Annotated in this window: 16 protein-coding genes; 8 read left to right on the top strand and 8 right to left on the bottom strand. The window is 58.0% G+C overall.

The genetic code is table 11. The features are described from left to right. Positions 1 to 554 precede the first annotated feature (554 nt). The 3 genes from argB (at position 555) to argH (ending at position 3867) form a co-directional block, all read left to right on the top strand. Positions 555 to 1337, top strand: a complete 783-nt coding sequence (gene argB, locus PK28_RS05310; protein WP_044512159.1) for an acetylglutamate kinase — start codon at positions 555 to 557, stop codon at positions 1335 to 1337. Further along, entirely contained in the window at positions 1325 to 2407 is a 1083-nt protein-coding gene (locus PK28_RS05315) for a M20 family metallo-hydrolase (RefSeq protein WP_044512160.1), read from the top strand. Before argB ends, PK28_RS05315 begins: the two co-directional genes overlap by 13 nt. Positions 2408 to 2565: 158 nt before the next feature. Beyond that, complete coding sequence (gene argH / locus PK28_RS05320) at positions 2566 to 3867, top strand: argininosuccinate lyase (RefSeq protein WP_044512162.1); 1302 nt, start codon at positions 2566 to 2568, stop codon at positions 3865 to 3867. Between the two features lie 206 nt (positions 3868 to 4073). On the opposite strand, the gene bamE is transcribed toward argH, so the two are convergent. Together bamE and PK28_RS05330 are read right to left on the bottom strand one after the other, a co-directional pair. Further along, entirely contained in the window at positions 4074 to 4349 is a 276-nt protein-coding gene (bamE, locus tag PK28_RS20340) for an outer membrane protein assembly factor BamE domain-containing protein (protein WP_156126250.1), read from the bottom strand. A 233-nt stretch (positions 4350 to 4582) separates the two neighbouring features. Further along, on the bottom strand, positions 4583 to 10129 hold the full coding sequence (locus PK28_RS05330) for an alpha-2-macroglobulin family protein (protein ID WP_197070480.1): 5547 nt from the start codon (positions 10127 to 10129) through the stop codon (positions 4583 to 4585). A 261-nt stretch (positions 10130 to 10390) separates the two neighbouring features. On the opposite strand from PK28_RS05330, the gene PK28_RS05335 reads away from it, so the two are divergent. Beyond that, complete coding sequence (locus tag PK28_RS05335; RefSeq protein WP_044512167.1) at positions 10391 to 11950, top strand: ArnT family glycosyltransferase; 1560 nt, start codon at positions 10391 to 10393, stop codon at positions 11948 to 11950. Positions 11951 to 12105: 155 nt separating this feature from the next. Here the strand turns inward: PK28_RS05335 and PK28_RS05340 are convergent, their stop codons facing one another. Continuing rightward, positions 12106 to 12663 (bottom strand): hypothetical protein, encoded by a 558-nt coding sequence (locus PK28_RS05340; RefSeq protein ID WP_044512169.1) that lies wholly within the window; start codon positions 12661 to 12663, stop codon positions 12106 to 12108. A gap of 240 nt (positions 12664 to 12903) precedes the next feature. Between PK28_RS05340 and PK28_RS05345 the strand changes: the two genes are divergently transcribed. The 4 genes from PK28_RS05345 to PK28_RS05360 all read left to right on the top strand — a co-directional run bounded on the left by PK28_RS05345 (position 12904) and on the right by PK28_RS05360 (position 19617). Continuing rightward, positions 12904 to 13809, top strand: a complete 906-nt coding sequence (locus tag PK28_RS05345; RefSeq protein ID WP_044512172.1) for a LysR family transcriptional regulator — start codon at positions 12904 to 12906, stop codon at positions 13807 to 13809. A 64-nt stretch (positions 13810 to 13873) separates the two neighbouring features. Then, positions 13874 to 15076 carry a threonine synthase gene (locus PK28_RS05350; RefSeq protein WP_044512175.1) on the top strand — a complete coding sequence of 401 codons (1203 nt, stop codon included), beginning with the start codon at positions 13874 to 13876 and terminating at the stop codon, positions 15074 to 15076. A 105-nt stretch (positions 15077 to 15181) separates the two neighbouring features. Then, complete coding sequence (locus PK28_RS05355; protein ID WP_231576223.1) at positions 15182 to 17932, top strand: alpha-L-rhamnosidase-related protein; 2751 nt, start codon at positions 15182 to 15184, stop codon at positions 17930 to 17932. Between the two features lie 293 nt (positions 17933 to 18225). Continuing rightward, complete coding sequence (locus tag PK28_RS05360; protein ID WP_048826290.1) at positions 18226 to 19617, top strand: ammonium transporter; 1392 nt, start codon at positions 18226 to 18228, stop codon at positions 19615 to 19617. Between the two features lie 2 nt (positions 19618 to 19619). Here PK28_RS05360 and PK28_RS05365 read toward each other — a convergent pair whose 3' ends face one another. Genes PK28_RS05365 through PK28_RS05385 form a run of 5 tightly spaced genes read right to left on the bottom strand, consistent with a single transcriptional unit; the run spans position 19620 to position 22610 of the window. Next, positions 19620 to 20417, bottom strand: coding sequence for a ZIP family metal transporter (locus PK28_RS05365; RefSeq protein ID WP_044512178.1), 798 nt, complete (start codon positions 20415 to 20417; stop codon positions 19620 to 19622). Positions 20418 to 20428: 11 nt separating this feature from the next. Further along, positions 20429 to 20704 (bottom strand): DUF167 domain-containing protein, encoded by a 276-nt coding sequence (locus tag PK28_RS05370; RefSeq protein ID WP_044512180.1) that lies wholly within the window; start codon positions 20702 to 20704, stop codon positions 20429 to 20431. A gap of 3 nt (positions 20705 to 20707) precedes the next feature. Continuing rightward, positions 20708 to 20908: a hypothetical protein gene (locus PK28_RS05375; RefSeq protein ID WP_044512183.1), complete on the bottom strand. Its 201-nt coding sequence runs from the start codon at positions 20906 to 20908 to the stop codon at positions 20708 to 20710. A 60-nt stretch (positions 20909 to 20968) separates the two neighbouring features. Then, positions 20969 to 21694 (bottom strand): endonuclease III domain-containing protein, encoded by a 726-nt coding sequence (locus PK28_RS05380; RefSeq protein ID WP_044512185.1) that lies wholly within the window; start codon positions 21692 to 21694, stop codon positions 20969 to 20971. Positions 21695 to 21725: 31 nt separating this feature from the next. Continuing rightward, positions 21726 to 22610, bottom strand: a complete 885-nt coding sequence (locus PK28_RS05385; RefSeq protein WP_044512188.1) for a hypothetical protein — start codon at positions 22608 to 22610, stop codon at positions 21726 to 21728. Between the last annotated feature and the right edge of the window lie 11 nt (positions 22611 to 22621).

Here is a 22621-nt window from a genome sequence, read left to right on the forward strand (position 1 = left end):
CGGAGTTGCCGCAACCGCTTCTCGGGAGAAGCAGTATTCCGGGGAATGTGCCAGAAAAAAGGAGGATGGCAGAGCGGAGACGCGCGTTAGCGTCGCGCCAGGCGGGGACATACTTTCACCCGCAGTGGAAACATACTCTTAGGCCTACACTCGTGTCAGTCAGTTGTCGTGGATTTCTCTTTGGTTAGCCCCGCTTTACGTGCGCGGGCTTCGTCGGTTGGCAGTTCGCAGTGGAACGCAGACGAGGTATTGCAAGCCAGCGGTTAAGCTGGCATTATTCGCACCAGTAAGGTGGTACGACGCGTAAGTGCAATAAAAGAGAGACGAATCATGACAAGTACCAGTACCGCAGCGCGGTGGATGGGTTTCTGCGGTCTAAAATGCGTTAGACCCTGAAATCGTTGCAAAACTAGACGTTTTTTTTCGGAAACTTTGCTGGATCAATCCAAAAAAAATGCGCGGCCAGTAAAATATTATACTGACGTCGGTTCTCGTTTTAAATAGAAATTTGGGCGTTTTGGTGCCGTGTGTGCCCTTTTTCTTTCCCCTCAATAATGAGTAACATCCTGAAAATATTCAAGATTGGTGGCGGTATCATCGATGATGAGCAACAGCTGCGCCTTTTCCTGGCCGAGCTGGCGCAGGTGCCCGAACAAAAGATTCTGGTGCACGGCGGCGGCAAAGGAGCCAGCCAGATGCTCACCGATCTGGGCATTGCGCCGAAGATGGTGCAGGGCCGCCGCATTACCGATGCCGCCACGCTGGATATCGTTACCATGTTCTATGCCGGCAAAACCAACAAGCAGGTAGTGGCCCTGCTCCAAAGTTTTGGGGTAGATGCGCTGGGCTTGTCCGGGGCCGATGGCAACGCCATCCGGGCCACCAGGCGCCCGGTCAAGGAAATCGATTACGGATTTGTGGGGGATTTGCCCCTGGACAGCATCAACACCGTGCTGGTAAATCAGTTGCTGCGCGCCGGCCTCATGCCCGTGTTCTGCGCCATTACCCACGACGGGCAGGGCCAATTGCTGAACACCAACGCCGATACCATTGCCAGCACTCTGGCCCGCGCCCTAGCCGATTTGTACGAAGTAGAGCTGCACTTCTGCTTCGAGAAAGACGGCGTGCTGGCCGATATCAACGATGAGCAATCCGTCATTCCGCGCATCACAGCGGAGCAGTATCAGCAGCTGAAAGCCGAAGGCATTATTGCGGCCGGCATGGTGCCCAAGCTCGATAACGCCTTTGCCGCGCTGGAAGCTGGCGTGGAGCGCGTGGTCATTGAAAATGCGCTGAAGATCAACGAGCCTATAAAGACCATTCTATGCCAGCAGTAAGCGCAACGTTGGCCGAAGAAGCTATTCAGCTGCTGATTGCGCTGATTCAGACACCTTCCTTCTCCCGGGAAGAAACCCAAACGGCCGATTTAATTTTCGAATTCCTGACGCGCCACGGTGCTCAGCCCCAGCGCAAAGGCCACAACGTGTGGGCCCGCAACCGCCATTTCGACACCACCAAGCCAACCATCCTGCTCAACTCCCACCATGATACGGTGAAGCCCGGTGCCACCTGGACCTACGACCCGTTCGGCGCCGTGGTGGAAGAAGACCGGCTTACGGGCCTCGGTAGCAACGATGCCGGCGCCTCAGCGGTGAGCTTGCTGGCGACCTTCCTGCATTTCTATGCGCAGGAAAACCTGCCCTACAACCTGATTTGCGCCATTACCGCCGAGGAAGAAATTTCCGGAGCCGGGGGCATCCGCAGCGTGCTGCCAGAGCTGGGGGAAATTGCCCTGGGAATTGTAGGCGAGCCTACCCAAATGGACCTCGCCATTGCCGAAAAAGGCCTGGTGGTGCTGGACTGCGTGGCGCACGGCCGCACTGGCCACGCCGCCCGCGAGGAAGGTGAAAATGCCCTGTACAAAGCTGTGGCTGATATTCAGTGGCTGAAGGATTTTCGTTTCCCAAAGGTATCGGAGCTGCTGGGCCCGGTGAAAATGACCGTTACGCAAATTCAGGCCGGCTCCCAGCACAACGTGGTGCCCGACCGCTGCACGTTTGTAGTAGACGTGCGCACCAACGAGCTGTATTCCAACCCGGAAGTGGTGGAGCTGGTACGCCAATACATCAGCTCAGAAGTTACGCCGCGCTCCATGCACCTGAATTCCTCGCGTATTGCGCCGGAGCACCCGCTGGTGCAGCGCGGCCTGGACCTGGGCCGCCGCACGTTTGGCTCCGTTACGCTGTCGGATCAGTCGATGATGCCGTTTACCACCGTCAAAATCGGCCCCGGCGACTCCGCCCGCTCGCACACGCCGGATGAGTACATTCTGCTCAGCGAAATCCGCCAGGGAATCCAAGGCTACGTAGACCTGCTAACGGGGCTGGAGCTAGAAAATAAAGACTAGTTCCCCGCCTCAGCTGAGGAGGGGCTAGGGGTGGTTGACCATAGTGTTGAACACCTCCGGAAACTAGCTCTAGCATTGCTCAGACGATTTCAACCACCCCTAGCCCCTCCTCAGCTGAGGCGGGGAACTAGCTTTTAGTATTTAGCATCACACCAAGCATGAAAATCTGGGACAAAGGCATTGCCGTTGATAAGAAAATAGAGCAGTTCACCGTGGGCCGCGACCGGGAGCTGGATATGTACCTCGCGCGCTTCGACGTGCAGGCCTCCAAAGCCCAGGCGAATATGCTGGCCAAAGCCGGTTTGCTTTCCGAAGCCGAAAATCAGCAGCTGCAGCAAGGCCTTACGGAGCTGGCCGCGCAGCTGGAAAATGGCACGTTCACCATCGACGAGAGCTTCGAAGATGTCCATTCCAAAATTGAGTCGTACCTGACGGAGCATTACGGCGACGCGGGTAAGAAAATCCACACCGCCCGTTCCCGCAACGACCAGGTGCTGACGGCCATTCAGCTGTTCCTGAAAGACTACACTGAGCGCGCCGCCGCCCGCGCGCTGGAGCTGGTAGACGTGCTCCTCCACAAAGCCGAGCAGCACCGCACCGACCTGATGCCCGGCTACACGCACTTTCAGGCCGCCATGCCCAGCTCCTTTGGCCTGTGGTTTTCGGCCTACGCTGAGCACCTGCTGCTGGATCTGGCCCTGTTCGAAGCCGCCCACACCGTAGCCGACCAGAACCCGCTAGGCTCCGGCGCCGGCTTTGGCAGCTCCTTCCCAATTGACCGGCTGCAGACCACCCAGGAGCTGGGCTTCGGTAACCTGGCCGTAAGCAGCGTGGGCGCGCAAATGCTGCGCGGCAAAACGGAAAAAACCGTGGCATTTGCCGTGGCCGGCATGGCCGCCACCCTCGCCAAAATGGCCTACGACCTGGTGCTGTACAACTCCCAGGACCTGGCCTTCGTGGAACTGCCCAAGGAGTTTACCACCGGCTCCAGCATCATGCCTCACAAGAAAAACCCTGATGTATTTGAGCTGATTCGGGCCCGCTGCAATGCCCTGCAGGCGCTGCCCAATACGCTCATGCTGGCCACCAGCAATCTGCCCAGCGGCTACCACCGGGACTTCCAGATTCTGAAGGAAATCCTCTTCGAGCCAATGACGCAGTTTCTGGATATTCTGGACATCGTGCTGTTCGCCCTGCCTCAACTCAAAATCAAGCCCAATCTGCTGAATCAACCGAAATACGACGCGGTGTTTTCTGTCGAAAACATCAACCAGCTTATTCAAACCGGCACTCCCTTCCGCACCGCGTATGTGCAGGTTGGGAAAGCAGTAGAAGATGGCAGCTACGTGCCGCACCGTGAGTTTCACACCACGCACCTAGGCAGCGTGCATAACCTTGGGCTGGAAGAAATTCAGGCAAAGGTGGCGCGGTTTAGACAGGGCAGTAAGCTGGTAGAATAAGGTCTTTCTGTCATCCTGAGCCCAGCGAAGGACCTTCTCCCGTTAGAACGAGTCGGTGTTACGATTATCGTTCAGTTGTGATAAGGTCCTTCGCTGGGCTCAGGATGACAGATAGGGTGGTATGCTATTGCAACGACCCCACGCGAGATGTCTTGATTCTGGCTTGATGCACCACATGCTCGACATGACAATCGGCAGGCACACTCTTATTCCTGGCGCACCCGGTAGCGCACTACTGTTCCATTCTGAAACTCCAGGGCCAGAACATCACCGTCAATAGAACCAAGTTTTGGCGTCAGGCCCAGAAAATATACCCAATGGGTTTCATCCTTGTAATCAGGCTGGCCAAGTAAGGCGGCGACTTGTGGCTGCGTAAAGCCAATGAGCGGGTGTCTGGTCTGCAAGTCCTTCACCATCTCATAGCGCTTTATAGTATTGCTCATCCAGGCGCTGGTGGTGAAGTCCCGTTGCGGATAATACAAGTAGGTGCGAAGGACTAAGTATAAACCCACCGCGCAGAGTAAAGGCACCGCCAAAAAAGTGGTGAGAACAGCCAGACGGTTAGGATGCTTTTGTTGGGGCCAGTAGCGCTGAAATAAGCGGCGAATGATTAAAAAAGCAGCCAGGCTTATCAAGCAAAGCAGAAGCAGCGTGCCGGAATAGACAAAGGTGTTTATCCAATGCATAAAGTCGGAAATACAGTACAAAACAGGCGCTACCGCACCCGAACCACGCCCGCACCGCTGTAGCTGTGGTACTCGGCGTTGTACATGGCATCGGCACTCACGGGGCCCAGCTTGAAGGTGCCTTTGGATACAGCGCGGCAGAGGTAGTAGAACGATTTGGGCTGGGCGGTAGCGGTAGTGAACAGGTTAATCCGGTCGTCGCGCACGTCTAGGTAGTCGGGTTGGGCGGCATCGGTGGCCCACGCCAGCTCGCGCACGGCGCCGATGCGTGGGTTTTCGATTTCCAGGCCCGCGGGCAGCAGGTCGGTGATGGCTACGTTCTTGATTTCGCCGGCCGCGCCGGGGGCCTGCAGCGTGATTTTGACCACCACCAAATCGTTCTGGCGGAAGGCGGGCGCACCTACGGGCTGACCGGTGCGGGTTAGGAAGGTGCGGCGTACCTGCAGGTAAGCATCTTCTTCGAGCACCTGCCCGCCGGGGCTGATGCCTTCGGTTTCCCAGAAGTAATACAGGCTGCCCTGGCCCTGGGTGCGGAGGGCCAGCTGCCGGTTGGCTACGTTGGTTACGGTTAGGTCTTTGCCGGAGAAATTGCCAATGGCTTTGCCGTCGGCCAGCAGGCTGGCGGTTACGGTGCTGCCGGCGTTTTTCCTGGCCAGCTTGCCCAGGGCCAGCAGGGAGAAGGCGCGTTCCTGGGTGTTGAGCCAGCTGGCCCGTTTTACCTGGCGGCTCAACTCGCGGGCCATGCCGGGGATTTGCGGGTTGCCGGGGTCGGCGGCCAGCAGGGCGTTGAGCACCAGGGCCTGGTCGCGGATGGGGGAGGAGAAGGAGTTGCCCAGCTCGCGGGAGGCAGCGGTGGGGGCGGCGTTGTAGCGGCTGGGCACCGTGCTTTGGTAGCCGCGCTGGTTGCCGCTGAGGGCAAACGCGGCGGCCAGCAGGTAGCGCGCATCGGAAGTGAGCAACTGGCGGTTGGCTTTGTAGTAGTTCAGGCCGGTGGCATCGGGTCGGCCGGCCAGGGCCAGCACGTAGAGCGAGTAGGCCGTTTCGCGCTTGGCCTGCGCCAGGGGCTGAATCTGGCCGCTGGTGAGGATGACGTTGTAGGTCTCCATTTCCCGCTTGCGCACGCGGGCCTGCAGGTAGCGCAGCACCCGGTCCAGCACCGGCTCATTCACAGCAAAGCCGGCTTGCCTGGCCTCCAGCAGGAAGTGAGCGACGTAGGCCGTGGACCACCAGTTGTCGAAGTCGCCGCCGGGCCAGTAGCTGAGGCTGCCATTGTACATCTGCTGGGCTTCTACCTTACGGATGGCTTCCTGCACATGATAGTTAGGGTTAAACATAACCGCCTTCGAAATACCGGTTTTCTGACCCAGCGTGGCTGCCAAATCACCGTAATACAGCTGCGGGAAGGCCGCCGATACGGTTTGCTCCAGGCAACCGTAGGGGTATTGCAGCAGGTAGCGCAAATCCCGGGCAAACTCCGTCATCGGGGAACGGCTCACCACCAGCTGGCTCCGCAAGGAAGAGGGAAGGAAATCAGTTTTCAGGTTCAACTGCTGACTAGCACCACCTGCTACCACACCCGCGCCGGTGCGTTTCTGCAGCGGTGAGGCAGGGCGGACGGGAATTTCTATGGTTTCGGTGAAGGTTTCTTTTGAATCAGTGGGCTTCACAGAAACTGTGACCGAACCTGCCCCTATGCCATTTGCCACAATATGAAATACTACTCGACCTTCAGAATTAGGCTTTAGCGTTTGAGGTATGTTATTTGGAATAGGAGTCCATTTGATAACTTCTCCACTTCTTTTATCAGCCACATATGTATTCTTTAATTCCTGAATTCTAAGCAGCGAATTGTATTTGAGTGTAGCAATGACATTCATTTCTTTTTCTGTCGTATTCGTCAGCGTGACGGGCACATCAATCGTATCGCCGGGGCTGAGGAAGCGGGGGAGGGCGGTGCTGATAACCACCGGGTCGGCCACGCGCATGGTGTGCTCGGCGGAGCCGAAGGCATCGTCTTTATAGGCCACGGCCATGACGCGGAGGGCACCGCTGAACTGTGGCACGCGCACTTTGTAGCGCACTTTGCCGCTGGCATCGGCGGTGAGTACGCCGCTCCATTTGGCCACCAGCTTCACGCGGCGGTTGGGCACGGGCGTGGTGCGGCGGGCCAGGTCACCTACGTCGCCGCCGGTGCTGCTGGTGCCCAACTCGGGCAGCAGGAAGGTGTATACATCGTAAGCCTGCACTTCCAGGGCGCGCTTCTGGTAAAAGTAGCCGTAGGGGTCGGGCGTGCGGTAGTCCTTCATCTGCAGAATGCCTTCGTCTACCACCGCCAGCGTCACTTTTGCTTTGGGCGCGGTGCTGACTTCAATGGTTTGCCAGGTTTGCGAACGGCTTTGCGCGGGCGCTTTTATAGCGACTTTCAGCCTGGCCTCGGGCTTTTCCACCATCAGCGGCACAAAGCCCCGGGCCACGGTAAGCGGCAGGCGGTTGTCCTTGATTTCGCGGATGGCAGTGGCCGTTACGTACACATTGGGCACGTGGCCGGCGCGAATAGGAATGCTCACGCGGGCCGATTTCTCGTCGGTGTTCACGTAGAAATGGTCCAGCACCCTGTCTCGCTCCACGGTTACCAGCACGCGGCCGGGGAAGGGCGTTTTCAGCAGCAGATGGGCCGTTTCGCCGGGTTGGTATTTGGCTTTGTCGGCTTCAATGGTCACCTCGCCTTCATTGTTCACTTCGAAGGAATTGCTCTGCGTATCGCCGAAACCATAGGCGTACACGCGCCGGGCCACGTAGGTGCTGGCACCGGGCCGGGAAACCCGGATTTCGTACTCGCCGGAGTAGTTGGGGGCAAAGTTTAAACCAGCATCAGCGCCACCGCTGGGTACCATAACAGTGCGGCTGAGCACCACCTGTTCACGCTTCTGCGAGTTGTAGATGTAGCGGCCGCCCTGGCGCTCAATTACAGTTTCCCAGAGCAGGCGCACCACCTGCACGCGGGCCTGGGCCGTGGTAGGCGCGCCGGCCGGTGTAAGGGCTACCAGCCGCACCGGCAGCTGGGTACGCGTGGCTACCAGCTCGTCCAGGTTTTTCACGCCAAACATCACCGGCTGCGTCTGCACCTCAAATGTGGCGAGGCGGTTGACGGGCCGGCCGGTTTCATCGAACACGGTGGCAAAGGCCGCGCCTTCCAGCGTGCCGAGGTCGGTGTAATCAGGCACTTCGTAAGTGGCGGTGCCGCGGCCGTTGGCATCAGTGGTGCCTTCGCGCATGGTCTTCTCGAAGCGGGCGGAAATCGGGGTGGATTCCTGCTCGCCGTAGCTGCCGCGCTGCTTTTCGCCGCTGTTGATGGCGAAGGTGTAGTCGGGGTAATTTTTGGGGGCGAAGGACTTTTCCTTCAGCGAGAATTCTACTTCAAACTTGCGGTCGGCGGCGGGTGGGCCGAAGAGGTTCTGGGCGGTAATCAGGGCCGAAACGGTCTGGCCGGGCTTGGCTACGGCGCGGTCGGCTTTCACTGTCACCTTCATGCGGTCGGGGATAAACTCCTCCACGCTGATTTTGCGCGAGGTGAGCAGCACGTCGTTGCCGGTCAGTACTTCCAGGGTGTAAATGCCCGTCATCACGCTGGGCGGCATAATGAAGCTGGCCTCGAAGGTGCCTTCCGGGGTGAGCTGCTTGCGCAGGCTGGCGTACTCCTTGCCGGTGGGCAGCAGCAGCCGAATCTTGACGGGGAGCTTGGCGGGCGGGTTTTTCCAGCCTTCGGTGCGGATGATGGTGTTGGTGCGGATAGTGTCGCCGGGACGATACAGGTCCCGGTCGCCGTAGAGGAAGGCCTGGTAGCGGGCGGCGTTGCTCTGCAGGCCGCCTACCTCAAAGCGGGAGGTTTCCACGCGGCTGCGCGTGAGGTCCAGAAACGTGAAATCAGCCTCCTTTTGGGCTACAATCATTCCCAGCCTGAACCGGCTGTTGGCAGCGGTGCTATCGAACTTGGCCACGCCCTCCCGGTTGGTAATGCCCGTGCCGATGACCTGGTTATTGGTACTCACGTAGCGCACCTGAACGCCGGCCAGTGGCCGGGCATTGCGGATGGAGTTGGCGAAAACCAGCGTGCTGCCAGCCTTGCCCTGCTTCACAATCAGCCCGATATCCGATACGGCCACCAGCTTGCTGACCTGCAGCCATTGCCGCTCAGTATCCTGCACTTTCACAATGTACAGGCCTTTCATGCCGCCCGAAAATTCCAGGTCTTTCAGACTCAGATTCAAGAGCCGCAAGCCTTGCTCTTTGGGCAGGCCATTCACCGTATAAGTGCGCTCGGTGAGGACGTTGCCCAGGTTTTCGACGTCGTAATACTGGAAGGAGCGGTCAACGTATTCACCTTCTTCCTGCTGGTTGGATTCGGTTTCGTCGTACTCCGGATAGCCGTACTGGGTGCCACCGCGCAACAGCTGCTGGATGTTGTTGGCGTAGACTTTGGCAATGGTCACCTTTACTTTGGCCACCTCGTTGATGCGCACGCCGAGGTTGCGCGTGCCCAGGGCATCGAGGTACATGGCTTTGTCGGCGGCGGCAAACTGAATGCTGGGCCGCTCAGCGGAGAAGCTCACCGTTTGGGTGGTGGTTTCGGCCAGCTGCCCGCCCAGCGCCCCGCGAAGGCCGTGGCGCAGCGTTATCTGGTAGCTTTTACCCACCTCAAACCCACCTTTCAGCGCCACGCCGCTTTCCAGCTCCTCTATCTGAAAAGGTGCCTGCGGCGTTACCGTGAGGCTGCTCTGCAGCTCCTGCTGGCTGACGGGCTGGTTGGTAAGAATGGTAATGGTGGCCTCGGCGGTTTCCATGTTGCCGGTGATGGAGCGCACCTCCAGGGCCTGCGGGTCGGGCACGGTTACTTCGGCGGAGTAGTCGCGGGCGGTGGGCTGGTCGCTGCCCACAGCGTGCAGGCCGGGGGCCAGCGCCACCGTGAGCGGGCTGCCAGCGTGCACCTGCTGTGTGAGATGCACGCTGACGTTCTGGCCGGGCTCGGCGTTGGGTACATCAAACGCTACGGGTTGGCCGTCCTGCGTGAGGCGCAGCAGAGGCTTGACATCCGTGGGGCGCACGGGGTAGTTGAAGGGCAACTCCACGCGCATTTCGGCGGTGCCGGCGGCGCGGGCAGAGCGGCCCCAGAAGGCCTGCGGCGGGTCCAGCTGTAGATAGGGCGTGTGAAATTTCTCCCGGTTCTCCGGCAGCCTGATATTGCGCTTTTCGGTGGGCAGGGCTTCCGTTTGCAGTTTGGCGGTGAAGGCAGTGCTGGGGCGGAAAGGCGTGAGCGGGGAGAAAATCAGCTCCCGCTCACTGCTCCATTTGAATTTGCCGCGCACGGCGGGCTCAAACTGCACGTACTGAATGGTGTCCCAGCGGTCCTGCTGCTCCTTGCCCACTACGTCCTCGTCAAACTGAAAAACGAGGTTCTGGTACGGGTCAATTTCCTCGCCGTTGGCATCAGACCCAGCGTTGGAGCCGGTTTTGGAGCAGGCACCGAACAGGGCCAGTAACACCAGCAGAGACAGGCGAGAAAGAGTCTGACGCAACATGGAATAGGGGATAGGGAGGATAGTGGCGGAAAGGTAGAAAAATTGGAGAATGGATATGGATTTAGAAGGATATAATGCAAAAGCCGGGCGTAGCCCCGCCATTGACTAACTTGGCCACTGATCCGGGTCTGCCCCGGCAAGGGCCTGCATAGCTACCGGATTTACAGGGACAAATCCTGCCAGAGTTTATCGTTCCTGATTAATTTTATCAGCTACCGCTTGAGACAAAGTAATCTTCTCTATTCTGCTTTATTTCTTCTGTTGCTGGGCCTGGGTATTGGCATCCGGGTGATACAGTTCCCGGATATTCCGGCCGGGCTAAATCAGGACGAAGCCGGTAGTGCCTATGAGGCTTATTCCCTGGCCGAAACCGGCCAGGATAAATGGGGAAATACCTTGCCGGCTTATTTCCCTTCCTGGGGCAGTGGGCAGAACGTTTTGCTCGCCTATTTAACGGTGCCGGTGGTCAAGGTATTCGGCCTCTCTATTGCTACGGCCCGGGTGGTGCAGTTGCTGTTTGGTATCCTCACACTGCCCCTGTTCTTTTATTGTTTGCGGCCGCTGGGGCGGTTCCCGGCTTATGCCGGTTTACTGTTGCTGGCGGTGGTCCCCTGGCATTTTATGTTGTCGCGCTGGGGGCTGGAAAGTAATCTGCTGCCGTTTTTTATGCTGTTGGGCTGCACTGTGCTTTCCCGGGCGTTAATTCTGGGACGTAGGCGGTGGATTGTGCCCGCACTGCTGCCCTTTGCGCTGGCGCTGTATGCGTACGGCACAACTGTAATAGTGCTGCCCCTTTTTTTTGCGCTTGTTCTGCTGCTGTTCTTTCCCAGAATTCGCCGTAATGCCTGGAGCTGGCTATGGGCGCTGGGGCTGTTTGGGATAGTAGCTAGCCCCTTTTTTATCTATTTCCTGGAGAATTATTTATTGGGCCATAACGTAGCCTGGGCGGAGGATTTATTCTTTTCTACCCCGCTATTTCCTGGTAACCGGCTGGGGCAGGTAGCCGGTATAAACCGGAAGTATATTCTGTGGACTAATTTTCAGTTTTTACGGTCTGGTTTTAACGATCATACCGTTTATAATTTATTGCCTGGCTTTCCGCTGCTGCTCACTTTTACCTGGCCAGTAGGCGTGGGGGCATTATTTATAGCCGCCGTGCAGACTGTACGCAAAAAAGGGACCCTTACCTCAGCAGATATAGTGGTGCGTGTGCTCGGTGCGTGGGCCATTTCTGCGCTGCCATTTCTTTTCCTGTTTGAGCTGAACGTTAACCGGTTTAATCACTTTTTTCTGCCCTGTATTGCACTCAGTATCTGGCTGATTAGTCTTGTTCTTATGCGTGTGCGCAGCTCCTGGGTAAGAGCAGCTATCAGCAGCCTGGTAGTAATTTGGATAGTAGTTGAGAGTAGTCTGGCTATCCGGTATTATTTCTCTGATTACAACCGTAGCGCCATTCGGGAAAATTTTAATGCCGGATTACAGGAGGCTTTTGCCGCAGTAGCCCGCCTTCCGGTAAGTCAGGTGCGCATTACGCAAGATATGCATCAGCCCTACGTATACACCTTGTTCTACCTGCAATATCCACCGGCCGCTTTTCAGAAAGAGGTGAAAATGACGATTGAAAACGGGGAGTATAATGTGCATCAGTTTGGTAAATACAGGTTTTCTGATGACTACCTGGACCTGAACCGGGAATACGGCTATTTATCCCGCAAAAACGAATTCCCGGACACGGAAAAAAGCCGTCGGCAGGTGTATTATGCCAACGAGTTCTGGGAAGTAGGAATCATCAGGCCAGCGACAGAATCAATTCCGGAGTAAATCAAATAAAATGCGGCTTTTCCTGGCATAGCAGTAGCCAGTATTAATAGCGGCAAGTAAACCTGAACCGCACCCAGTAATTTGCCCGGCCTGGGGTAGGCATTTCGTAAATGCAAAGGCAAAAGGCTTGCTTGGCGGCGGAAGCAAATACTTGGTTAGTAGCCCCGGGTGGCCCGGCGCGTGGGAAACAGGTTGGGCTGCTTGGGGCGGTACAGCTCCATCGACTCATGGAGCAGCTGATAGATTAAAGTGCCCCGTGTCGGATTGCTTACATAAAAACTCCGCTCGGGCTGCTCGTTGCCGCTGATGCATACAAACACGCTATGTCCATCTAGCACGATGCGGTTTTTCTCTTTGTTCACTAAGTAGTCCGTGCTGCTCTGGTATACGGAATCAGCAAGCTGAAAAAAAGCGCGGTTCTGCTTTGGGGTAAGTACTAGGCTGTCCAAGGAATAAAGCGCATAGTGCTCGTATAAGGAAATTATACGCGCTGATTTCTGCGTTCTTTCCTGCTGGGTAAGGGTGGAGTCATGGAGGAAATTCTCAATGAGCTCCTTCAATTCTGCATCTTGGTTCAGGGCGTTTGCGGTGCTGTCGTAGCGGGCATACAGAATCTTTATCCGGGAGGCGGAGCGCGTCAGGTTTACCTTAAAGCTTCGCGAGCCTACGGCTACCTTCACCCCAATGGAATAAGCCGGAGGCTTTGGCGCCATTGGGGCCAGCCAGCTCAGGCAAATTATCAGCAGTGCACCGAGAAGAGTAGAAAAAGGCGCTAGCATACCGGACTTATCAATATTTAAACCTGCACTATGACTGGAAAGATAAGTGCCATTTGCTTAACCGGAGTTTTCTACCTTTCAGCCCTATGCGCACGCTGCTGTGCTTTGCCCGGGTGCTGGTAGCGGTGGAATGTGTTGTATTCTTTTTGCCTCAAGCTTCCTGCTCCGGCTGCCATGCTTTCCCATCAACACGAAATATTTCTGGAAGTGGCCCGGCTGCTGAGCTTTACCAAAGCCGGGCAGGCCCTGTTCCTCAGCCAGTCGGCGGTGAGCAAGCAGGTGAAGGCGCTGGAAGAATACTACAAAACGGGCCTGTTTGAGCGCCTCGGCAATAGCGTGGTGCTCACGCCAGCCGGCGAGCTGCTGTACCAAAAGCTGCTTTTGGCCAAACAGCTGCAGCATGATCTGCACCAGGAATTCACCACGCTCAGCGAAGACTTCTCGCCGCAGATGCGCATGGTTATCGGGGCCAGCACCACCATTTCCCTGTACATTATTCCGCCGGTGCTGTCGGCGTATCTGAGTAAGTTTCCGAACACCCAGCTCACCCTGAAAAACCGCAACAGCGAAAACATCCTGAAAGCCCTGCTGGAACATGAAATCGACCTGGGCATTATCGAGGGAATTCATAAAGTCAGCAACGTGACGTACACGCCTCTACTCACCGATGAGGTAGTGGCGGTGTGCTCCGCGCGCAACCCGCTGCACCGGGAAGAGCTGGTAGCCCAGGACCTTTTGCACATTCCGGTGGCTTTGCGCGAGTCCGGCTCCGGCACGCTGGCGGTGCTGGAGGAAGCCCTGGCCACGCACCGCATCAAGCTCACCGACCTGCCAGTGAAAGTGCGGCTGGGCGGCACCGAGGCCCTGAAAAACTTTGTGCGGGTAGATACCTGCCTGGCCTTTCTGCCCCGGCAGGCCGTGATGAAAGAGCTGGCCTCGGGCGAACTGATTGAGGTACCCGTCCGGGACCTGAACCTGGTGCGGCACTTTGATTTTGTGCAGCGCAAAGGCACCGAAAACAATGTGCCCTACAAAAGCTTCGTGCAGTTTGCACAGCGCTACTATTCCAAACAGGAATAGGCCAGTCTAAATAGCCATTTGTTTTAGGAATAGGGTAAGAGGAGTTTTGCGTAACAGTACTCCTATGCTTACTCTTCTCGAAACCGCTACTCGTCTGGCGCAACTGCATTGCGCAGCTTGCCACCAGACCTACTCGCCCCATATGCTGCAGTCCGTTTCGCCGTGCTGTCAGCAGCCCCTGTTGGCCGAATACAGCCTGCAGGAGCCCCTTTCCCGGGTCGATGGTATTCAGCCCACTGAAAACTCCATGTGGCGTTACCAGCAGCTGCTGCCCCTGCAGAACGCTGCCCACCGGGTAACACTGGGCGAAGGCTGGACGCCGCTGCTACTCCTGCCACGCCTGGGCGCCCAATATGGCCTGCGTAGCCTGCTGCTGAAGGATGAAGGCCAGAACCCAACCGGCTCATTTAAGGCGCGGGGCCTGAGTATGGCTATTTCCAAAGCCAAAGAACTGGGTGTTACTGGCTGTATTATTCCCACGGCCGGCAATGCCGGGGTGGCTATGGCTGCCTATTGCGCCCGGGCAGGTATGCGGGCCGTGGTAGTGATGCCCCGCCACACGCCCAATGCCTTCAAGGAAGAGTGCTACTGGTACGGCGCCGAAGTACACCTGGTAGATGGCCTTATCAATGACTGCGCCGCCTTGGTTCGTCAGCTGAACGCCGATAATGCCCTGCTCGATGTATCGACGCTAAAGGAACCCTACCGCCTGGAAGGCAAGAAAACCATGGGCTATGAGCTGGCCGAGCAGCTGAACTGGCAGTTGCCCGATGTGCTGCTGTACCCTGCCGGCGGCGGCACCGGACTCATCGGTATCTGGAAAGCATTTCAGGAAATGCGGGCGCTGGGCTGGTTGGCGGCTGATGTAAAGCTGCCGCGCATGGTGGCCGTGCAGGCCGCTACCTGCTGCCCCCTGATTGAAACGCTGGCCGGGCACCAGGCAAACTGCCACGCCTATGTGGGCCAGGCTACCATTGCCAACGGGCTGGCCGTGCCCCGCCCGTTGGGTGAGGCGCTGATGCTGCGCGTGCTGCGGGAGTCGGGGGGCACGGCCGTTAGCATCACCGATGAGCAGATGCTGGAAGGCATGCGCGAGCTGGCCCGGCAGGAGGGGCTGTTTGTAGCGCCAGAAGGCGCGGCCGTTTGGATGGCCGCCCGCCAGCTGCTGGCTTCCGGCTGGCTGCAGCCGCACGAGCAGGTGGTGCTGCTGAATACCGGCTCGGCCCAGAAATACCTGGAAAATGTAATGGGTCGATTTCAGGACTAGCCGCCCGGCAGGCAGTAATTTTCGGTACCAAAGTCCGTTACTGTTTCGCCGGAAAGCAGGAGGGAGGACGCTACCAACACAAGCCTAAACTGGTTACTTTGCCGGATGCACGCTCCAACTTCTTATTCCACCGGTTTCCTGCTGGCTCTGGGCCTGCTGGGTTCGTGTCAGATGTCGAAAGCTCCTTCTATGCCGCCTGTTTCAGCTTCTGCCACCCGACAGGCGGTGCCGCCCGTGTGGCAGTCGGCGGCTTATACCGTGTACCGCGACTCCCTGGTGCAGGGTAGATACACTGCCCGCGCCCGCTCGCGCACCGAATTGACGTCTAACTACCAAAGCCCGGCCAACGAGTTTCAGAGCCCGCAGGTGAACTTCAAGTTCAGCCTAAACGGCAAAGACAACGAAATGCAGCCCGGCCAGGACCACGTGTTTATGGCGCTGCCGCAGGCCGGTGGCACGGGCCTGGAAACGCCGCTTATCGTGTTCGGGCAGCAGTACGTGGACCGCACGCCGGTGCCTGCCAACACCTACCTCGCCCCCAATACCCCGCTGAAAATCCGGCTGGATCTGCGCCCCGTGCTGGCCGCGTTTGAAAAGCAGGGTTACTACCCGCTTTACAACGGCCAAAAACTCTATAAGCAGGACCTGAAGCACGTATTTGTGGCCGGCAACACGGCCCCGCTGAGCTGGGACTTCGATAACCTCATCAACAAGCCCCAGCTGGAGCTGAAAGACCCCGACGGCAACGGCATCTATGAAACCACCGTGGTGCTGAATGCCCACTCCGACGCCAAAACCACCGCCGGCGAGTGGAAGCAGACGCTGGATACGTCCGGAATGCCTCAGTATTCTTCCGACTATCCTTTGCTGGATGCCCTCTACAACCTGGCCCTGGAAGAAGCCAAGCGCGCCGTAGAGCCCGATGGCACCTTCCGTACCGGTCAGGAGTGGGCCGGCGTCTGGACGCGGGATATCAGCTACAGTATCATCCTGGCCCAGGCCGCCCTGCAGCCCGAGGTAGCCAAAACCAGCCTGCTGCGCAAAGTCACGCCCGATGGCCGCATTATTCAGGATACCGGCACGGGCGGCGCTTATCCGTGCTCCACGGACCGCATGATCTGGGCCACCGCCGCCTGGGAAATCTACAAAACCACCGGCGACGAAGCCTGGCTGCGCAAGGCGTACCCCATCATTAAAAAATCGATTGAGGATGATGTGCCGAATGCCTACGACCTGCAAACCGGCCTGGTACGCGGCGAATCCTCCTTCCTGGACTGGCGCGAGCAGACTTACCCAAAGTGGATGCAGCCGGCCGATATTTATCAGTCAGAAAACCTGGGCACGAATGTCGTGCATTTTCAGGCCAACCAGGTGCTGGCCCTGATGGCTGATAAGCTAGGTCACAAGTTTGTGGCTGCTATGCACAGGCTGCTGGCCGAAAACATTAAAAAAGGCATTAATCAGCACCTGTGGCTGGATGGCAAGGGCTACTACGCGCAGTACCGCTACGGCCGCAATTTCGCCCTGGTTTCGCCGAAGGCGGAAGCGCTGGGCGAGGCGCTGACGGTGCTTTTTGGGGCTACGGAGGGTAGCCGGGCCCAAACGGTAATGGCCCACACGCCCGTTATGGACTACGGTATTCCGTGCATTTACCCCCAGATTTCGGGAATTCCGCCTTACCATAACAATGCCGTGTGGCCCTTTGTGCAGAGCTACTGGGGCCTGGCCGCCGCCAAAACCGGCAACGAAATGGCCTTTATGGAGAGCCTGATGGCCGTAAGCAGGCCCGCGGCGCTGTTCCTCACCAACAAGGAAAACTTCGTGGCCAGCAACGGCGACTTTGCCGGCACCCAAATCAACTCCAGCAACATGCTCTGGAGCCTTTCCGGCTCGCTGGCGCTGGTGTATAAGGGCTTGTTTGGTATGGATTTTCAAACCGACCGCCTCGTATTCCAGCCCTTTGTGCCGCAGGCACTGCAGGGCACCCGCAAACTCACCGGTTTCAAATACCGCCAGGCCTTGCTGAACATTGAAATGACGGGCTTTGGCCAGGGTATCCGCACCATTACCCTGGATGGGCAGCCCTTAGCCGATGCCGCCGTGCTGGCCACGCTCACCGGTCCGCACGACATCAAAATTGAACTCCCTAGCACCGCTTTTGCCGCCTCTTCCCTGAATAAAGTAGCGCACCACATGTCCCCCATGACGCCGGCCGTGCGCTACGCCAACGGCCGCCTTGCCTGGGCGCGGGTGGAAGGCGCCACGGCGTATCAGATCCTGCGCAACGGACAGTTTGCCGGCCGCACCACCGAGCCCGTTTTCCCGGTGCCGGCCCCGCAAACCTACACGGAGTACCAGGTAGTGGCTATAGATGCCCAGAAAGCCGAAAGCTTTGCCAGTGAGCCGCTGGCCGTGGAACCGGACAAGTTCCGAAGCACCGTAGAGGTAGAAACTGCCGCCAATAAATCAGGCAAGGCTTACAAAGGTGCCACCGGCCCGGGCTTCGTGGAAATCAGCAAAACCCAGAACCGCCGCCTAACGCTGCGTGTGCCCGTGCCCGCCGATGGCCTGTATGCCGTGGATTTTCGCTACGCCAACGGCAATGGCCCCATCAATACCAGCAACAAATGCGCTATCCGCACGCTAAGCCAGGGCAAGCAGCAGCTGGGAACGGTGGTGCTGCCCCAGCGCGGGGTGGAGGAGTGGTCGGACTGGGGCTATACCAACCCCATCACGGTGCGCCTGAGTAAAGGCACCGCCACGCTCACGCTCAGCTTTGAGCCGGCTAATAAGAATATGAACGGAGAGGTGAATCAGGCCATGCTCGACCATCTGCGCCTGACCCGGATTCAATAAATGCTTCTTTCGGTACAGTTAAGGCAAACCTACCCTGCTTACATCCTTCAACACCCCTTCCAAACAAAGTTAATCTGTTTTGGAGGGGTGTTGAATTTTAAGGGGGGGGTGAATTAATAGATATGAATTTTATAAAATGACTTTAAAACGAAGGGGGTGTATTGAAAAATCATGCGGATATTATTGTAAAGGCATTAAAATTTAGGGTAGTATTCGATTAATGTTTCAACTGAACTGTATATTGCCTTTCGATTTGACAGGGTGATGGTTGAATGGTTGAGATATTTTCAAAAATGAGGGCTCCTGCTGTATTTCGTCCGAGTGTAAGTCTGTTCACGCTATTTACGCTGGTGGTCCTGTGCCTGCTGGCCGCGTTTGTGGATTTGCCGCACCCTAGCGCCGTGGCCGGCTCTTTAAACCCCGCCGATGTGGCTTGGATGCTCACCGCCACCGCCTTCGTGCTGATTATGACGCCCGGGCTTTCGTTCTTTTATGGTGGTATGGTGCGGCCTAAAAACGTTATCAGTACCATGCTGCAAAGTTTCGTGGCGCTGGGCGTTATCTCGCTGGTCTTCTACTTTGTGGGGTTCTCGCTGGCCTACGGCGAATCCTGGCATGGGCTCATCGGCAACCCTCTTACCTATATCATGTTGCGCAATGTGGGCACGGCGCCCAATCCTGCGTTTGCCGCCACTATTCCCTTCATTCTCTACTTCGCCTTCCAACTGAAGTTTGCCATTATCACTCCGGCGCTCATCACCGGCTCGTTTGCCGAGCGGGTGCGCTTTAAGGGCTATCTGGCCTTTATGGTGCTTTTCAGCCTGTTCATCTACTGTCCACTGGCCCACTGGACGTGGCACCCCGAGGGCTTCCTGCGCAAGTGGGGCGTGCTGGATTTTGCCGGTGGCACGGTAGTACATATTTCGGCGGGCATTGCGGCCCTGGCGGGCGCTATGGTGCTGGGCCGGCGCAACGCGCACGTGCGTAAATCATCTTTCTCCACGCCCAATGTGCCGTTTGTTCTGTTGGGTACGGGCTTGCTTTGGTTTGGCTGGTTTGGGTTTAATGCCGGCTCGGCGCTGGGCGCGAATGAGCTGGCGGCTACATCTTTTGTGAATACCAACCTGGCCTCGGCCGCCGCGCTGGTGGCCTGGCTGCTGATTGAAGTGGCCCGCAACGGCAAGCCCACGGCAGTGGGCGCCTGCATTGGGGCGGTGGTAGGCCTGGTGGCCATTACGCCGGCGGCCGGGTATGTTACCTACGGCCAAAGCCTGCTGATTGGCGTGGTAGGTGCCCTGGTAAGCCACACCGCCGTGCACTGGCAGAACAGCCGCACTACCATTGACGACACGCTGGACGTGTTTCCCTGCCACGGCCTGGGTGGCATTGTGGGCATGCTGCTCACGGGCGTGTTTGCCGATAAAGTAGGGCTGGTGCACGGCTCGTTCACCACCTTCGGCTACCATGTGCTGGGCCTGCTGATTGTGGTTACGTATTCCTTTGTGGGAGCCTGGGTGCTGCTCAAAATCACCGACCGGTTCTTTGCCCTACGGGTGAAATCAGCGGAAGAGGAGCTGGGCCTCGACCTCAGTCAGCACGAGGAGTCCACCTACCACGTGGATGAAGAGTTTGAGCAAAGCTTCCGCCGGGAGCTGCAGGCCAGTAGCGTACTCAGCAGCCAGTAAGGCTACATACTCATCTTGCTCAGAAAAAACGAGAGCAGGAATCCCAGCACCGTAATTAGCCCGGTGAAGTTGTGGGCTACTTCAAAGGCTTCGGGTATCATGGTGTCGGCAATCATGGCCAGCACGGCACCGGCCGCTACGGCGGTGGTAATGGCCACTACCTCCGCCGAGAAATGGCTGAACACCGTGTACCCCAGCAATGAGGCCACCCCCGATATCAGGGCAATGCCGCTCCAGAGCAGCATGACATAGCGCGCCGAATGGCCGGCCTTTTTCATGCCGGCGGCGCTGGAAAGGCCTTCGGGCAGGTTGGAGAGAAAAATAGCCACCACGGCCACGGTACTCACCGCACCGCCGGCCAGTAAACTCAACCCGATAACAATACTCTCCGGAATACCATCTAACAGGGCACCAATGGCCAGCGCAGAGCTATTGTCGTCGCCGGGGTCGTTGCCTTCCGTTTGGCCCTGCTGCACCTGCTTCCGCTCCGTGGCCTGGTGGTGGCCGGAGCGCTTGCGGTGCTTGGCACCATAGCGGGCCAGTACCCAGTTGGCCAGCGTAAAAGCGGAAGCACCCCCTAAAAAACCAATGGCCGCCGAATGGAACCCGCCCTTCACGTAGGCATCTTCCATCAGCTCCAGGGAAAGCGTGGAAATAAGTACGCCGCTGCCAAAAGCCATAATGGCCCCAACTACGCGCTGTGAAACATGCGTGAAAAAGCCAATGGCCGCGCCTATCAGCAAGGCCGAGCCGGAAACCAGCCCCCAGAAGCCGGCCATGGCCCACATGGGAAAATGCATAAAAACAGGGGTTAGGAAAGGGTGGCGTGTTGCCTCACTACGGCTAGGGCCTGCTCATCGGTGAGGCCGGCCACCGCAATTTTTTTGAAGGGCGCGGTATGGCCCGTCAGCAGCTCCAGGCTGGATTTGGGCAGGCCAAATATCCCGGCCAAGTATTCCAGCAGGCAGGCATTGGCCTTGCCATCCTGCGGCGGAGCTTTCAGCCGAACGGTAATGGAGCCATCGGCTGAAAGCAGCAGGGCGTTCTGGCGGGCATTGGGTTTGGCTTTGATGTGTAGCGTGGCCACGGCTCAGGCCGGGTCATTGTAGGCATCATACACGTTCCAGGCCCAGATAACAAAGGGGGCTATCAGCGTCCAGAACAGTAAAAAGCTGACGGCGCCGCCCACCGCCCAAATCAGAAAAGCCTTTAAAATCTGGCCTTTGATAAGCTGGCCCAACCCGGGAAAGAAGATGGAAAGCAGTGCTGGCAGGCCATAGGTCTTTTTCATAAATGCTAGTGGGAAGGTAGATACGGCCAAAAGATAGACAAAGCCGCTGAAATAAGGCTTTTACGAAGCGCGGCCCAGCCGTTGCTGGCCATACGGGCACTGGTCCAGCACCACACAGCGGCCGCAGGCCGGCGCCTGAAAGTAGCAGCACTTCTGCCCGTGGTACATAAAGGCCTCGTGGTGGTCATATACCTGCTGGGCATCCCAGTCCGGCGGCAGCAGCGCCGAGAGCAGGTCATGCGCCGCATCGGGGCCGATTTTAGCTGCTATCAGCCCCAGGCGCTGCGCCACCCGGTGGTGGTGACTATCTACCGGCATAGCCGGAATGCGCAGAGTGCTGAAAAGCAGGGTAGCGGCGCTGGTTTTGGGCCCCACGCCATGCAGGCTTTCCAGCCAGGCGCGGGCCTCGGCCACGGGCATATCGGCCAGAAAAGCCAGGTCGCAGGGCCCCCCGCACCGCGCACTGATTTCGCGTAGCATGGCCTGAATGCGGGGCGCTTTCTGCTCGGGCCAGGTGCAGGGGCTAATGGCCGCTTCCACCTCCGCCACCGGTGCATCGCGCACATCTTCCCAGTCAGGAAAGCGCGCCCGCAGCTGTTGGTAGGCCCGGTGGGAATCGGCGTTTTTGGTACGGTGGGAAAGCACAGCGCTGACCAGCTCGCTCAGGGCATCTTTCTGGCTGAAAAACCGGAAGGGCGCGCCGTACTCCTGGCACAGGCGTTCATGCACCAGCAAGGCTTTGGCCTGGCGGGCAGCAAACTCAGCAGCATCAAATAGGGAAGGCACAGCGCTTGTACGCGCCTACCCGCCTTTGTTGTTACCGGGCCGCCTGCGCGTTGTACAGATTGATGGCCTGCTTGATCTGCTGCTGCTGCTTGCTCTGGAAAATCAGGGGGGCTATCAGCAGCACCGGCGTTGCATAAATCAGCGGCGAAACACTTTGTTGCGAACCACTGAAGGAAGATACCAGCCCGGCTACGGCCAGGGCCCCGGCGCCCACGTAGCTGAAGGCGGTATAGTTGCGGTAGCGGCGGGCCTGGTTCAGCATGCTTTGCGCCCCGGCATTATCCTGGGTGGCTATGCTGAGGTTGCGCAGGCTCATATCCTGCACCGGGCCATTGTCTTTGCTGAAATACTCGGCTTTGGTAGTGCGGTAGCCGCCGCCAAAACCGTAAGGGTAGCCATAGCCGCCCCGCCCGTAGCCATAGGGGCTAAAGGCATTGTTATCGTACTGGGTGCGGGTAATGGAATACTGGCTGATGCGCCCGGTCCGGTCGCGGCGCAGGGTGGTTTCCCGGGAAGAGCCCGGCAGATTGGTGCGCACGTAAAAGCCCGAGGCATCCTCGTAATAGCGAATCTGGCTGAGCTCCAGGCGCTGCTGCCCATCCAGCAGCAAATAGCTTTTGCCCAGGAAAGGCTCCCGCACCTCCACATCCAGGGCGCGTAGCTCCTGCCCGCTTTTCAGGCCCACCCGAAACCGGGAGTTTTCGGCGGGAGGCAGGGTGGCCATACCGCCGGGCTGCGGGGCTGGGATAGTAGCCGGCGTGGGAGCCTGCGCGGGCTGTTTATTCTGTTCCCGCTGGTGGGTAGAGTCGGGGAGGGAAGGAAGGGTATTGAGCTGGCGGGGGGTATTCTGCGCCAGCACCGCCGCCGGTGTACCCACCAGCAACATCAAACCCAAAGCATAGGAACGAATGGACATAGATTGGAAGA

The organism is Hymenobacter sp. DG25B (assembly GCF_000801315.1).
GTDB lineage: Bacteria > Bacteroidota > Bacteroidia > Cytophagales > Hymenobacteraceae > Hymenobacter.

Coding starts and splice junctions, on each gene's coding strand:
- argB (WP_044512159.1), top strand. CDS start 555: ATGAGTAACATCCTGAAAATATTCAAGATTGGTGGCGGTATCATCGAT.
- PK28_RS05315 (WP_044512160.1), top strand. CDS start 1,325: ATGCCAGCAGTAAGCGCAACGTTGGCCGAAGAAGCTATTCAGCTGCTG.
- argH (WP_044512162.1), top strand. CDS start 2,566: ATGAAAATCTGGGACAAAGGCATTGCCGTTGATAAGAAAATAGAGCAG.
- PK28_RS05330 (WP_197070480.1), bottom strand. CDS start 10,129: ATGTTGCGTCAGACTCTTTCTCGCCTGTCTCTGCTGGTGTTACTGGCC.
- PK28_RS05340 (WP_044512169.1), bottom strand. CDS start 12,663: ATGGCGCCAAAGCCTCCGGCTTATTCCATTGGGGTGAAGGTAGCCGTA.
- PK28_RS05345 (WP_044512172.1), top strand. CDS start 12,904: ATGCTTTCCCATCAACACGAAATATTTCTGGAAGTGGCCCGGCTGCTG.
- PK28_RS05350 (WP_044512175.1), top strand. CDS start 13,874: ATGCTTACTCTTCTCGAAACCGCTACTCGTCTGGCGCAACTGCATTGC.
- PK28_RS05355 (WP_231576223.1), top strand. CDS start 15,182: ATGCACGCTCCAACTTCTTATTCCACCGGTTTCCTGCTGGCTCTGGGC.
- PK28_RS05360 (WP_048826290.1), top strand. CDS start 18,226: ATGAGGGCTCCTGCTGTATTTCGTCCGAGTGTAAGTCTGTTCACGCTA.
- PK28_RS05365 (WP_044512178.1), bottom strand. CDS start 20,417: ATGCATTTTCCCATGTGGGCCATGGCCGGCTTCTGGGGGCTGGTTTCC.
- PK28_RS05375 (WP_044512183.1), bottom strand. CDS start 20,908: ATGAAAAAGACCTATGGCCTGCCAGCACTGCTTTCCATCTTCTTTCCC.
- PK28_RS05385 (WP_044512188.1), bottom strand. CDS start 22,610: ATGTCCATTCGTTCCTATGCTTTGGGTTTGATGTTGCTGGTGGGTACA.